Origin of the sequence: Methanocella conradii HZ254 (genome assembly GCF_000251105.1) — an archaeon.
Taxonomy (GTDB): Archaea; Halobacteriota; Methanocellia; order Methanocellales; family Methanocellaceae; genus Methanocella; species Methanocella conradii.
In genome coordinates this window covers 2,092,860-2,106,125 of record NC_017034.1, presented here as the reverse complement: position 1 = coordinate 2,106,125, position 13,266 = coordinate 2,092,860, and the positions used below count along the sequence as shown (strand labels likewise).

12 protein-coding genes are annotated in these 13,266 nt (G+C 54.6%); 2 read left to right on the top strand and 10 right to left on the bottom strand.

What is annotated here, in order from left to right; translation table 11 throughout:
- Positions 1-750, bottom strand: a complete 750-nt coding sequence (locus MTC_RS11055; RefSeq protein WP_014406782.1) for a winged helix-turn-helix domain-containing protein — start codon at positions 748-750, stop codon at positions 1-3.
- 172 nt (positions 751-922) lie between these two features.
- Here MTC_RS11055 and MTC_RS11050 point away from each other — a divergent pair, with 172 nt between their 5' ends.
- A complete protein-coding gene (locus MTC_RS11050) occupies positions 923-1,162 on the top strand; it encodes an MTH865 family protein (protein WP_014406781.1) in 240 nt (79 codons plus the stop codon).
- 38 nt (positions 1,163-1,200) lie between these two features.
- Here MTC_RS11050 and MTC_RS11045 read toward each other — a convergent pair whose 3' ends face one another.
- The 3 genes from MTC_RS11045 to MTC_RS11035 all read right to left on the bottom strand — a co-directional run bounded on the left by MTC_RS11045 (position 1,201) and on the right by MTC_RS11035 (position 4,821).
- A complete protein-coding gene (locus MTC_RS11045) occupies positions 1,201-3,585 on the bottom strand; it encodes a heavy metal translocating P-type ATPase (protein WP_014406780.1) in 2,385 nt (794 codons plus the stop codon).
- A 14-nt stretch (positions 3,586-3,599) separates the two neighbouring features.
- Positions 3,600-3,992, bottom strand: a complete 393-nt coding sequence (locus tag MTC_RS11040; protein WP_014406779.1) for an ArsR/SmtB family transcription factor — start codon at positions 3,990-3,992, stop codon at positions 3,600-3,602.
- A 67-nt stretch (positions 3,993-4,059) separates the two neighbouring features.
- Positions 4,060-4,821 carry an ArsR/SmtB family transcription factor gene (locus tag MTC_RS11035; RefSeq protein WP_143767143.1) on the bottom strand — a complete coding sequence of 254 codons (762 nt, stop codon included), beginning with the start codon at positions 4,819-4,821 and terminating at the stop codon, positions 4,060-4,062.
- Between the two features lie 162 nt (positions 4,822-4,983).
- Between MTC_RS11035 and rtcA the strand changes: the two genes are divergently transcribed.
- Positions 4,984-5,985, top strand: a complete 1,002-nt coding sequence (gene rtcA / locus MTC_RS11030; RefSeq protein ID WP_014406777.1) for an RNA 3'-terminal phosphate cyclase — start codon at positions 4,984-4,986, stop codon at positions 5,983-5,985.
- Here rtcA and MTC_RS11025 read toward each other — a convergent pair.
- From MTC_RS11025 to MTC_RS11000, 6 genes are read right to left on the bottom strand one after another with little or no spacing between them, the layout of a single operon-like run.
- A complete protein-coding gene (locus MTC_RS11025; RefSeq protein WP_014406776.1) occupies positions 5,972-6,655 on the bottom strand; it encodes an RNA 2'-phosphotransferase in 684 nt (227 codons plus the stop codon). The two genes, rtcA and MTC_RS11025, sit on opposite strands and share 14 nt — an antisense overlap.
- A gap of 31 nt (positions 6,656-6,686) precedes the next feature.
- The gene (locus MTC_RS11020; RefSeq protein WP_014406775.1) at positions 6,687-8,807 is read right to left on the bottom strand and encodes a DNA topoisomerase I; all 2,121 of its coding nucleotides are present in this window, start codon (positions 8,805-8,807) and stop codon (positions 6,687-6,689) included.
- Positions 8,798-10,210, bottom strand: a complete 1,413-nt coding sequence (gene gatB / locus MTC_RS11015) for an Asp-tRNA(Asn)/Glu-tRNA(Gln) amidotransferase subunit GatB (RefSeq protein WP_014406774.1) — start codon at positions 10,208-10,210, stop codon at positions 8,798-8,800. Before gatB ends, MTC_RS11020 begins: the two co-directional genes overlap by 10 nt.
- A complete protein-coding gene (gatA, locus tag MTC_RS11010) occupies positions 10,211-11,602 on the bottom strand; it encodes an Asp-tRNA(Asn)/Glu-tRNA(Gln) amidotransferase subunit GatA (RefSeq protein WP_014406773.1) in 1,392 nt (463 codons plus the stop codon). It abuts the gene before it with no gap.
- Between the two features lie 3 nt (positions 11,603-11,605).
- Positions 11,606-11,890: an Asp-tRNA(Asn)/Glu-tRNA(Gln) amidotransferase subunit GatC gene (gene gatC, locus MTC_RS11005; RefSeq protein ID WP_014406772.1), complete on the bottom strand. Its 285-nt coding sequence runs from the start codon at positions 11,888-11,890 to the stop codon at positions 11,606-11,608.
- Positions 11,875-13,221: an asparagine synthetase B family protein gene (locus MTC_RS11000; protein WP_237705902.1), complete on the bottom strand. Its 1,347-nt coding sequence runs from the start codon at positions 13,219-13,221 to the stop codon at positions 11,875-11,877. The genes gatC and MTC_RS11000 overlap by 16 nt, the downstream gene beginning before the upstream one ends.
- Positions 13,222-13,266: the final 45 nt, after the last annotated feature.

Sequence of the window (13,266 nt, the reverse complement as noted above, 5' to 3'; positions counted from 1 at the left end):
TTATTGGAGGGTATTCACGTAATAAGTGATCATGGTCAATACTTTGTATCCTTTATCTGTGATCATGTAGTCTCCGCCTTCATGGCGCTGGATAACCATACCACTATTGAGCAGCTTCTGGAGGTGAAAGAGGAGGTTACCCGCCCTGAGCCCGGTAAGCTCGGATAAAGCCGAGAAGGTCTTTGGCTCATAGTATAAGGCTTTCAGGATCTGGAGCCTCGTCTTATTGGATACCGGATCCAGGATGCCGTCTACTATACTCTCTTCGGGAATAGACGATATGTTCGGGGCCTTGGCCTCAGTTGATTTATATATTTGTAGGGCCTTCATCAGGTTAATCTGTTTTTCCTGGAGAGCCGCTACCTCGGAAAAGCAGATATCGCATTTTTTATACGGGGCAGTAGCCCTTAATGCGTCCAGCTCTGACTTATTTTTTGCGATCGTCTCGTCGCCGACCTTATCCTGCTGAAGAAGTCCTGCGCTATTTTTTAAAAATTCGCTGAATTTTGCCCTGCACGTTTCACGCATGTCGCATCGCCTGACCATATGAGTGTCGAGGCCATCCTCCACGTCTTCGATCATGTGGCTGACAATGGCAGTGGAGAAGTCTTTCCGCGAGCTGGCCAAAATCAATTCGAGCTGCTGCCTATTGGATTGCTCCATGAAACGCTTCAGGTCGTTTTGGATTTCCGAGAGCTTCTTTTTAATGTCCTGGAATTCCTGGCTGGCATGTTTGCATTTATTCATCATTCAAATTCATTTTGCCACGGCTAGCATATAAAGTTTTTGAGCGTTATAACTTTTAAGGTCATCAAAATATACTTTGTATATTTTGATGACAATTAAGTATATATTTATTACCGTGCTATAGGATAATAGCCGGGCTGATCCCGGGCCCGTATAAAAGAAGGAGGAAGATTCAATGACAGTAAGGACCGAATTGTTTAAACAAATAACAGGCGCGCTTGCGAACGCCAAATTCCCGATAAAGACGCCTGAGGAGCTACTGAACGCATTTCCGGATGGGGCCAACACGACATGTAAGGCCGAAGGAGTTAAAATGACCGCTGGTGAGGCGTGTAAGCTGCTCAAGCCCGGCGATTTCCCGTTCAAGACGGCGGGACAGGTCGCCAACACGATACTCGAAAGGGCCGGGCTTTGAATTTTTTTTATCTTTATTTTTTTCTTTTTTTAAGCCCATCATCCAGCATGGGCATGGAGGAGCCTCATGCCATTCAATATCACTATGAGCGAGGCGCCCATGTCCGCGAACACGGCCATCCACAGGTTCGCCACGCCCAGGATGGCGAGGCCGATGAAGAGAGCCTTGATGGCGATGGCAAAGCCCACGTTCTCCTTTATTATTTTAAGCGTCCGCCGCCCCAGCCTTATGGTATAGTCTACCTTAGAGAGGTCATTGGCCATTAGCGCAATGTCGGCGTTCTCCAGGGCCGTGTCCGAGCCGGTGGCGCCCATAGCGATGCCCACGTTAGACGCGACCAGGGCCGGGGCGTCATTTACTCCGTCGCCGACCATGATGACGTTACCGTGGGCCTTCCTTATGCCTCTCACGATGTTCGCCTTTTCCTCAGGCAGCAAATCGGCAAAATAGCCGTCCAGGCCGATGTCGCTCGCTATTGCTTTAGCCATCCGCCTGTTATCCCCGGTGAGCATTATGACCTCTTTAAGCCCTGCCTTATGCAGATCGGACACCAGTTGCCTGCTCTCAGGCCTGATCTCGTCAGAGATGGCGATGACGGCCATCGCCTTGTTGCCCTCGCCCAGGATGACCGGCGTCTTGCCGGCTTCCTGTAGCTGGTTTACAGTTTTTAGCACGTCCTCCCCGACCGACTCGTACATCTTGATGTTGCCCAGGCTGTACTCCTTACCGCCTATGGAGCCTTTAATGCCTTTACCCGTTATGGACTCGAAATTAGTGACCGGCATGGTGGGCCTATTATGGTGTGCCCTGAGTATGGCCTGAGCGAGAGGATGGCCAGACTTAGACTCAAGCGAGGCAGCGATGCCGATGATCTCGTCCCTGTCATAGGAATCGAAGGTGATGACGTCAGATACGATGGGCTGGCCTTTCGTCAGCGTACCTGTCTTGTCGAACGCTATGGCCCTCGCCCTGCCTATCTCCTCAAGGTAGTTGCCGCCTTTGATGAGCACCCCGTTACGAGACGCGCTGCCGATCGCCGCCACTATGGAGACAGGAGTGGATATGACCAATGCGCAGGGGCATGATATGACCAGCAGTACCAGGCCACGGTAAAGCCATGGATAGAGCGGCTGGCCCATCAGTGTGGGTATGATGGCCACCCCCGCCGCCAGGGCTATCACGGCGGGCGTATAATACTTCGTGAACCTATCCAGGAACACCTGCGTTGGGGCCCTATGAACCTGCGCCTCTTCCACCATATGGATGATCTTGCTCAGGGTATTATCCTTTGCCAGCTTTGTCACTTTTATTTCCAGGGCGCCGTTCCCATTAATGGTTCCGGCATAGACTTCGCTGCCCTGCATCTTTTCAACGGGGATGGGCTCGCCCGTGATCGGCGCCTGGTTCACGTAAGATGACCCCTCGATGACCACGCCGTCCATGGGTATCTTTTCGCCTGGCTTCACGACTATTACGTCGCCCACGTTGATGAGCCCGGTGTTTAGCTTTACCCCCTTGCCATTCCTGAGCACGGTGGCCTCCTTCGGCGATAGTGTGATAAGCTCTTTTATAGAGTCCCTCGTCTTATCGAGCGTAAAGGATTGCAGCGCGTTCCCGAGCGCGAATAATACGACGACGGTCGCCCCCTCTTCCCACTGGCCTATGGCCATTGCGCCGATGACCGCGATGGCCATCAGCAGGTTCATGTCCGCCGTCAGCGTCTTTAACGAGTACAGGGCGCTCTTCGCCACATGGTATCCTCCAATGGCGATGGCCATAAAGTATAAAGCGATAGGGACGTATGAGGGCGCGCTCAAGAAGCCCGATATGAATCCGGCTATGGTAAAAAGGCCGGATACCACTGTGACTATCATCGGCCTATAGCGGGTTACGAACGATTCTTTTTTCGTAACGCCAGCAACGGTAATCGTATAGCCAATATCGTGAGCGGCATCTATTATCTCTTCTACGGGGCATGTGTGCTCCACCGTGAGCTTGCCTATGGAGAAATTAAGGGTGGCCCGGATGACGCCGGGCGCCATCTGGATGGCCTTCTCGAACTTATTAGCGCAATCGATACAATCCAGCTCTTTCACTTCGAACTCGGTTATCTTGAAATTCTCGGCCGATACGTGGTATCCCGACTGCTCGATTATGTCCAGGAGAGCGGATGTCGGTCCCGTGTGCTCTATGTTTATCGTCGAGGTGCCGAAGTTGAGCCGTGCGGATATTACGCCCGGCTGCTTCGCGATGCGCTGTTCCAGCTTTTGTGCGCAGTCCATGCAATCCAGGTTGTCGATCTTAAAATCCGTTTTCCTGGGCGGCCCCTGTCCCTCCGGCTCGATGCGGCAGACCTGCGCTTCCGCCACCGTATCGCCGTCGCGGCATGAGTCACAGCCGCATGTACCTTTTTCGTGTTCCATCGTATCACTCTTTGTCAGCCGTGCCTGGCATGCTCCAGCCCCTCGCTGAAGAGCTTGAGGACGTGCTCATCGTCCAGAGAATATACGGCCTCTTTGCCCTGCTTTCTATACTTGGCGAGGCGCGTGTTCCTTAAAAGCCTGAGCTGGTGCGATATGGCCGAGTGCTCCATCCCCAGGGCGGCGGCGATGTCGCAGACGCACATCTCTCCAGAGGATAGCGCGTGGATGATCTTAAGCCGGGTGGGGTCTCCCATTATTTTGAATATCTCCGATAGCCTTATTATGGTGGTGTCGTCTAGCTCTTTTGCTTTCGCTTTCGCCCTGTCTACCGCCTCTTCATGAATGATGCAGGCCTCGCAGTCGTCCTTCAGCGTGCTAACCTTCCTGATTCTTTGTCGAGTGAACATATGAATATACGTTCATACATGTTGAATGTAGATATACATTTCGATTAATGGCCTTTTAGACTTAAGGCTATATCAGCCCGAAGTATTCGTTGGCCTTCCACCTGATGGCCGAGGGCAGGTAGAACGCCCTGACGTGTGCCGGTGCATTCTTTAGCTCTTCCATGAGCTCTTCCATGCTATCGAAGAGTGCGTCTACCTCGAGCTGGTAAAACCGTGACCGGTAGAGGAGGGCCAGTAAAACGAAAATGGCCCCAATCGCCATAGCTATCGCCACGATCTCCTGCGGCATGCCTGCCACGACATCCGGTGCCAGCATCGCTGCCAGCAATAGCGCTATAAAGAGGTTTATGGCTAGAGAAAACAGCGGCGTTTTTAGATTGAATTTCCTGTAGAACGCATAGCCTATGGCCGCATTCCATATAAAATAAAGGCAAAGGGCGGCTATGATGAGGCCGATGTCCATGAAAACGCCGATGAGTAGTAGGATTACTAGTGGCAGCCTGATGGCGGTCCCTAGTAGCTCGTTTTTAACGTTTATCTGCCTTTTTAGAGGCACGTCTTCCGTCGTGACTTCAAGGCCACCCCTGCCAAGCCTTATATTAACATCTTTGGTGTAATACCGCCTGACGCGCCTGTTTCCCTCGGCTTCCCATACGCCCTCCACGATGCCGCATTCTTCCATCGCCTTCAGCCTTCTCACCACGAATGGCTCGCTCACTTTCATCTCTGCAGCGAGCTCTCTCGGGTAATACGGCTTTTCCTTGAGCTTTTCGAGTATGCGGAGGTTGGACTCGTTGTTTAGGAGCCTGGCTATATTCTTTGAAGGCACAATGAGACCATATTCCCGATATGGCATATATATTTTAGCAGCTATGCTGTGTTGAAAATTTTATTATTGTGCTCATATACTCTACTTTCATTTAGTGTTATAACATCATCAGTCAACACAGCAAGAAAAAGTTAATCTTTTAATCATCCTAATTGTTTTTTTATGCCCATGACGATAGACGGCTCAGTCGGCGAGGGAGGCGGCCAGATATTGCGCATGGCCATCGCGTTTTCAGCAATTTTGGGAGAGAGCATCCGGGTGGTCAACATACGCAAGAACCGCCCAAAACCGGGACTCGGCATACAACACCTAAAGTCTATCGAGGCGTTGAGAAACATGGTGGACGCAAGCGTTGAAGGGCTGTATCCTGGCTCGACAGAGGTCGTCTTTACTCCTGGCCCAATAAAGTCGGGCGAATATAGGATTAACATGGGCACGGCGGGTAGCATTACCCTGGCCTTACAGAGCATCTTGCCAGTAGCTGCCTTTGCCCCCGGCCCCATGACAGTGGACATAACAGGCGGCACCGACGTTAGCTGGTCCCCCACCTACGATTACTTTAAGAACGTAACGCTGCCAGCCATAGGAAGGTTCGGCTTTCACGTCGAGGCGTCATTGATAAGCAGGGGATATTATCCGGCTGGCGGAGGCAGGGTGAGAGTCTATACTAAGCCAGCCATGCTCATGGGAGTCGAAACGACGAAGCCCATGGACGGCCCTGTGAAGGGCGTATCGTCCTCTTCAAGGCTTCCACCGCATGTAGCAGAGAGACAGGCGAGGGCGGCTAAAGCCTACCTGATAGAGCACGGCTTCGAGGCCGATGACGTAGTGCTCGACGTACGTAGCGACGCATCCACCGGCTCGAGCATTACACTGTTTAGAGGCATGATGGGCGGCAGCGCCCTGGGCGAGAGGGGCAAGCCTGCAGAAAAGGTGGGCGTTGAGGCGGCCTCATTCCTCGCTGAAGAGCTAAGCTCGGGCGCAGCGGTGGACTCCCACCTGGCCGATCAGCTCATCATCTACATGGCCCTCTCGGACGGCCAATCCATGATATCGACGAGCCATATCACCGACCATACCCGCTCCAGCATCGCGATAGCAGAGCAGATGACCGGAAAAAAGTTCACCATAAGAAAAAACGGGGTTTACGTCATTCAATCTTAAGGCACGCCGGAGGTATCGTGGTAGACAGGCAAACTGGCCCTGCGTCTATGATCCTTACTCCGCTCTCCGCGGCCTTCCTCGCATCAACCGATATTATAACGGGGTGCTCGGTGCGTATGCACGCGACCTTCACGGCTTCTTCTATTGACTTGCTCAGGTGCACATAGCGCTGGTTTACCGGCTTTAAGCCTATCTCGAGCAGGCGGTCTGCCTCCTCCTCGCTCGTTCCATAATATAGGGTGTCAAAATTTGCCTCCGGGTAGTCGAGGTCTACCTCAATCGAGTGCCCATACCTTGCCCTGACCTTATCGCCCTTCCTCTCATACCTTCCTTTCTCATCCGTATCGAGCATGGCTTCTATATGATAGCCTCTTACCCAGGGGTATTTCGCCACTATCGCCTTTTCCAGGTCTTTTACGTCGGCCCATCCATGCTCGTCAAGGCTTAGACCTAACTCGCCAGGAAAGTGCCTTAACGCTCCAGATATTATACGGCCAAGCTTTTCGGCCTTGAAGCCCGATAGTACAAACCTGCCTGTATTTCCGCACTTGCATTGCGTCCCTCTGAAGTATCCGTGCCTAGGGCACTGCCTGACCTCGGCGACCTTCTCTTTCATCTCCATGCTCGCAACCTTAATCCGGCTATAGCTAATGCTCCGGTGAATACTCAATTGCCGTGTTAAGAAATAAACTTTGCCTTTTCTAGTTTTTTATCACTGGAGCGCCCTCATGTTTTCCGGCCTTACCACTTGCCGCTTTAGCCTTACGTGCCGGCTTCCTGGCCGGCTCTGATGCCTTATTTATCGGGGTAACCTTGTCTTCTGCATTCTTCTTCTGCCATTCTTCATAGTTACACTGTGGGCAGCCGAGGTCCCAGGGCTTCGAGCCCCCGTTTACTATCCTAATCCTGGCGAGACCGTGCTTATCGCACGCCTTATCGGTCACGACTACCGTCCCGGCCCTGGGGAGCGGCAAAATAAAGCTGCAATCAGGGTATCCATCGCAGCCTATGAACCGTCCTCCCTTCTTGCTCTTCCTCACTAGAAGGTCCTTTCCGCAATTCGGGCACTTGCCAATAAGCTTATCCTCACGCAGGCCATCATATAGAACGCTGCGAATCTCGTTCTGGTTCTTGTCCAGCTTATCGAAGATTGCCTCCAGCATCCCCTGAGACTCCTTTACCACGTCTTCCTCCTTTATCTTGCCCTCCGCGATGTCGTCCATGTCCGCCTCCAGGCGGCTGGTCATGTCGGGCTTAGTTATAGGATCGGCGTATTTTTCCAGCGCCCCCACCACTGCGAATGCGGTATTCGTGGGAACCGGGGGGTTGCCGTGGACGTAGTTCCTCGCGTACAGCTTCTGGATGGCCTCATGCCTCGTTGACTTGGTCCCCAGGCCCAGGTCCTCCATCATCTTCACCAGCTTACCCTGGCCATAGCGGACCGGCGGCTTAGTGAGCTTTTCGTCGATCCTGACATCTTTGACCTTTAGCTCCTCGCCGACTTTTAGCTCTGGCAGCATCTCCTCTTTCGGCATGCCATAAGGGTAGTACAGCCTCCAGCCTGGAGCTACAAGCAGGGAGCCGCCCGCCTTGAACTTTTCCCCGTCAACGTCTATGCAGGCGCTCCTGACCTCCCACTCAGCGGGCGGTGCCAATGTCGCAAAGAACCGGCTCACTACCAGTTCGTATATCCGCCACTCGTCTGCTTTCAGGTCTGACTTGCTGGCGTTCGCCACCGGGTATATTGGCGGGTGGTCGGTGGTCTCCTTTTTGCCCCTGCTCGGCTTGAACTCTCCCTGCTCTAGCAGCTTTTGGGCGTACTTGTCGAACTCCCCGCCTATAAACTGGCTCACGGCCTCCTTCAAGTTCAGGCTCGACGGGTACACCGTGTTATCCGTACGCGGATACGATATCCAGCCGTTAACGTACAGGTTTTCCGCGATACGCATGGCGTTGGCCGCGCTGAAGCCTATGCCCGCCGCCGCCCTGATGAACTCTGTGGTCGAGAACGGTATCGGAGGATACTCAGGCCTCGGCTCTTTCTTGAACTCGACAACCTTGCCTATCCTGCCAAGCCGGGCGAGGATCGCTTCAGCTTTTGCCTTCTCGGCGAAGCGGTTACCCGCGTGCCCCGCAGTAAACTCCTCGCCATCCGAGAACGTCGCGTAAAGCTCCCAGTAAGGCGTCGGGACGAAGGACTTTATGTCCTTCTCGCGGTCCACGATAAGCGCCAAAAGCGGCGTCTGCACCCTGCCCACCGATAAGAAGCTGTTGCCCAGGCGGCCGCAGGTTAACGATATAAACCTCGTCAGGGCGGCGCCCCAGACCAGGTCTATCTTCTGCCTGGCCTCGCCAGCCGCCGCTAAATTAAAATCTAGGGGCACGGTATTTGCAAAGGCGTGCTCTATCTCAGGCTTAGTGATGGCACTATAGCGTGCCCTATCAAATATCACGGAAGGATTAGCATCCTTAATTATATTATACGCCTCAACGCCTATCAGCTCTCCCTCCCGGTCGAAGTCGGTCGCTATGGTGACCCTCGACGCCTCTTTAGCAAGCTTCTTGAGGGCCGAGACTATCTTCTTCTGCGTGTACCGCGTCTCCGCCTTCGCCCAAATCAGCTCCCGCGGGGAAACGTTCTGCCAGTTATTATACTCGGCGGGAAAATCAATATTAACGATGTGGCCCGACAGGCCTATCACAGCCGTGTCGCCGTCCTCGTAGACGCTCACGCCGTCAACCTTCTTCTCCTTTACTTTTTTAAGCAAAATCTGGGCTATCTTACGGGCTGTGATGTTCTTCTCCGTCACTATCAGGTGCATTCGAGCGACTCCCTCAACAACAGGTTTACCTCGGCCGGGTCCGCCCGCCCTCCGGTCTTCTTCATTACCATGCCTACCAGGTAATTGAAAGCCTGGGCCTTGCCAGCCTTGTAGTCCATTATGGCGGCCTGGTTTTCTTTAAGGACTTCCGCCACGGCGGCCCTGGTTATGTCTGTCTCGACCTTAGCAAGGTTCCTCGCAAGTATAATATCTTTCGGGTCGCCTCCTTCATCCAGCAATGCCCTGATGACCTCGACCGCCCCCTTGTCTGTGATGGTGCCATTGCTAAGCTGCTCCAGTATGTACACCATCTTCTCCGGCGGGAAGGCGTCCCTAATATCCCGGTCCCTATAGTTCAGCTCGCCCTTGAGGTAGTCGGCCACCCACGTCGCGGCCATCCTCGGGTCGCATCTTTCGGCCACCCGCTCGTAGTAGTTCGCAACCCGTATCTCCGCAGTAAGCACTTTCGCATGGCTATCGGAGATGCCATACTGCCTCTTGAAGCGCTCCCGCTTCGCGTCCGGAAGCTCCGGCAGCCTACCCTTTAGCTCGGATTCCCAGCTTTTCACCGCCAGTGGGACCAGGTCAGGCTCCGGGTAATACCGGTACTCTTCAGCCTGCTCCTTAGTCCTCAACGTGATAGTACAATTGCGCTCGTCATCGTAGTGCCTCGTCTCCTGTACTACCCGGATGCCACGCCGCCTCATGTTCTGCTGCCTCGATATCTCGAACAAAAGGGCACGCTCCACGCCTTTATAGGATGATATGTTCTTTATCTCCACTCTCGCGCCCCCCTTTAAGGATACGTTCGCGTCCACCCTCAACGCCCCCTCCAGGGAGCCGTCGAACACGTCCAGGTACTCCAGGATGTTGCGGAGCTTGTTTATAAAGCGTCGCGCCTCTTTCGGCGAGCGCAGGTCGGGCTCCGTCACGACCTCCAGGAGCGGCATGCCGCTCCTGTTATAGTCCACCAGCACGAACTTGCTGGTCTCGATGGACCCCTGGTGGACCAGCCTGCCCGGGTCCTCTTCCATGTGAACCCTCCGGATCCTTATTGGCCGCTCCTCGCCGTCCGTGTCCACCGTCAATACGCCATCAAAAGCTATAGGATAATCATACTGGGTTATCTGAAACCCTCTTGGCAGGTCCGGGTAATAGTAGTTCTTCCTATAGAACTGCGTGTGCTCCGCAATCTTACAGTTAAGCGCCAGGCCCACCATGATGGCATATTCCACGGCCTTTTTGTTTATAACTGGCAGCGCTCCGGGCAAGCCCAGGCACACCGGGCAGGTCATGACGTTTGGCTCCAACCCCTGCTGCCTGGTGGAGCAGCCGCAGAACAATTTACTGTTAAGCTTGTTAAGCTGGCAGTGGACCTCCAGGCCTATGATGACATCTGACATCTAAAACCCCTCCGGCAGCTTCTGGAAATCGGTGTTAAGCTCGAACGTGTAGGCCGTCCTTATCAGCTTAGGCTCATCGAACAGGCCCCCTATGAACTGGATGCCAATGGGGAGATTGCCCGCGAAGCCGCACGGCACCGATATGGACGGGACCCCGGCCAGGTTTACCGGCACCGTGTTCACGTCCGCCATGTACATCGATAATGGGTCGTCCACGTGCTCGCCTATCCTGAAGGCGGGGAACGGCATGGTAGGCGCCGCAAGGATGTCGACATCCTTGAAAGCCTTATCGAAGTCCTGCTTGATGAGCGTGCGGACCTTTAGCGCTTTAAGGTAGTACTTGCCGTAGTAGCCCTCCGATAGCGCATAAGTGCCCAGCATGATGCGGCGCTTGACCTCCTCCCCGAAGCCCTCCGCCCTGATACGCGAGAATGTGGTGTGCCAGTTCTCATCCTTTCCGGTGCGCAGGCCGTAGCGGAGGCCGTCAAAACGCGCCAGGTTGGAGGACGCCTCGCACATCGCTATTATGTAGTATGCTGCGAGCGCATACTTTGTGTGGGGCAGCGAGACCTCCCTGTAGTCGGCGCCGAGCTTGTTTAGCCTCATTATCGCGCTCCATACGGCGTTCTCGACCCTCTTATCCGTGCCCTCGCCGAAGTACTCTTTAGGGACTCCTATCTTAAGGCCCTTCACGTCATCGATAAGATAATTAACGTAGCTTACTTTATCGGCGGTGTCGACCGAGGTGGAGTCCTTCGGGTCATGGCCGGCTATGACGTCCAGGAGCAGCGCCGCGTCGCTCACATTCCTCGCCATCGGCCCCACCTGCTCGAGAGAGTTCGCATAGGCGACCACGCCATACCTGGATACCAGCCCGTACGTGGGCTTTATCCCCACGATGCCACAGAACGAGGCTGGGCATCTCACCGAGCCTCCTGTGTCGGTGCCGAGGGCCATCCTGCACTCGAGGCCTGCCACGGCCGCGCCGCTGCCGCCAGACGAGCCTCCGGGCACCCTCGACAGGTCCCACGGGTTCCTGGTAGGCCCATAATAGCTCGACTCGGTGGAGGTGCCCATGGCGAACTCGTCCATGTTGGTCTTGCCCACTATGACAGCACCCTCCCTCTTGAGGCGGGCCACCACCTCTGCGTCAAAGGGCGGAACGTAGCCCGACAGTATCTTCGAGCCACAGGTGGTCAATAATCCCTTCGTCGTGATGCAGTCCTTTACGGCGACGGGCACGCCGGCCAGCCTGCCCGTAACTCTGCCCTCATCCACGGCCTTCGCAGTCTTTATAGCGTCCTCCACGTTAAGCGTGATATAGGCGTTCAGCCTGCTTCGCTTGATCCGGTCGAACGTCTTATGAAGCGACTCCTCGTATTGCCCGGGCATGGCTCACACTATCCTGGGCCCCTTGAAATAACCCTTCTCCTTCTTCGGCGCGTTCCGCAGCGCCTCTTCCTGCGGCAACGATGGCTCTACGACGTCTTCCCTGAAAACGTTATTCAGGCCAATGACGTGGTACGTCGGCTCGACGCCCTCGGTATTCAGGCCATCGAGCTCTTTGAAGTATTCCAGTATCGAGTTGAACTGCCTTGCGAAGCGCTCCTCCTGGGCCTCATCGAGGTCTATGCAGGCGAGGCTTGCTATGTGCTTGACGTCTTTCACGCTAATGGCCATTTAAAATGCTCCTCGTATAGTGATTTTAGATGTTCGCTTATCTTAGAGTTTCTTTTGCGCGCCAGCCGTTCGAGCGCTTTTTGAGCGCTTGTGCCGTACTGTATGGCTTTCTTTGGCGCGTATGATATCTCTCGAGGTAGGTACTTCTCGGACATTTTTCTAAGAACATATTTGCGTATATAATCCTTGCCGTCAAAATATACTTTGAGTGATGGGTCGATTCTCTGGGCTAGGCTTATTACTTTTAGGTCGAGGTAGGGCACCCTTAGCTCCACGCCGTGAGCCATTGTCGCGGCGTCGTCCCTTTCCAGGTTCACCTCCGCTATGTGCTCCAGGTCGCGCTGGAGGGCTTCGCCCAGCCCGCCCTCCCTGGCGGCGGCCTCATGGCGGGCGTAGCCTCCGAAAAGCTCGTCCGCCCCCTGGCCTGAGAGCAGTACCCTGTAGCCGTCACGCCGGGCCTCCCTGGCCAGAATGTACAGGGGTAGGGCGATGGAGACTTTCATGGGATCGGCGCTCTCGACCGCATAGACGACCCCTGGCAGCGCCTCCTCCACGTCTTTTTCGTCGAACTCGTACACGACGTGCCTCCTTTCGGCGCCCATCAATGAGGCGGCCTTCCTCGCCGCTTTGATATCATATGACCCCTTCATGCCGACCGTGCATAGCGGGAGCCCGGACATCGCGCCTATGATGGAGCAGTCTACGCCGCCCGAGAAGGCGACGGCCGCGTTTTCATGGCGCCTGAGCCTCACCGCCATTGCCAGGGCCCCGTCAAGCGCCTCCACTGCCTCCTTTTCATCTTTAATGACTACATCACGCGATGGCAGCCCAATCGCATAACGCTCCACGCCATTATAGTATACATGGCCCGGCGTTAGCGCCTTAACGTCGGTGACCCCCACCTTAAGGAGAGCCTTCCTCTCGGAGGCGAAGCCGAAGCCATCATCGCTCACTCCATAATATAATGGCTTGATGCCAACTGGGTCCCTCGCCAGCAATAAGCTAGAGCCATCATAGTATGCGAACGAGTACTCGCCATCAATTGCTGGAGCAGCCTTCAAGAAGCTGCCCACGCCATCCTTTAAAATGACATTTAAAAGAGCAGGCGTGTCAGAGGCGCCCGGCAAGAACTCGCCGAAATTGTAGATCTCGCCATTATATGAGACGGCATGGTTATTTGATATGACGGGCTGCCCAACGTCTCCTGTTACCTTGAGATGGGTGTGGCCTATGCACACGCTGCCATGACACCACACTCCTTCGCCGTCAGGCCCCCTGTGCCGCAGCGACCGAACCATCTCACAAGTCTTGAGGCGCGCGTTAACGCCCACAAACCCGGCTATGCCACACATAGTCTATCTATTCCTGGCCACCAC

Bases quoted from the DNA above. Each gene is read 5' to 3' on its own strand.
- MTC_RS11055 (WP_014406782.1), bottom strand. From the start codon at position 750: ATGATGAATAAATGCAAACATGCCAGCCAGGAATTCCAGGACATTAAA.
- MTC_RS11045 (WP_014406780.1), bottom strand. From the start codon at position 3,585: ATGGAACACGAAAAAGGTACATGCGGCTGTGACTCATGCCGCGACGGC.
- MTC_RS11020 (WP_014406775.1), bottom strand. From the start codon at position 8,807: ATGCACCTGATAGTGACGGAGAAGAACATCACAGCCCGTAAGATAGCC.
- rtcA (WP_014406777.1), top strand. From the start codon at position 4,984: ATGCCCATGACGATAGACGGCTCAGTCGGCGAGGGAGGCGGCCAGATA.
- gatC (WP_014406772.1), bottom strand. From the start codon at position 11,890: ATGGCCATTAGCGTGAAAGACGTCAAGCACATAGCAAGCCTCGCCTGC.
- MTC_RS11040 (WP_014406779.1), bottom strand. From the start codon at position 3,992: ATGTTCACTCGACAAAGAATCAGGAAGGTTAGCACGCTGAAGGACGAC.
- gatB (WP_014406774.1), bottom strand. From the start codon at position 10,210: ATGTCAGATGTCATCATAGGCCTGGAGGTCCACTGCCAGCTTAACAAG.
- MTC_RS11050 (WP_014406781.1), top strand. From the start codon at position 923: ATGACAGTAAGGACCGAATTGTTTAAACAAATAACAGGCGCGCTTGCG.
- gatA (WP_014406773.1), bottom strand. From the start codon at position 11,602: ATGCCCGGGCAATACGAGGAGTCGCTTCATAAGACGTTCGACCGGATC.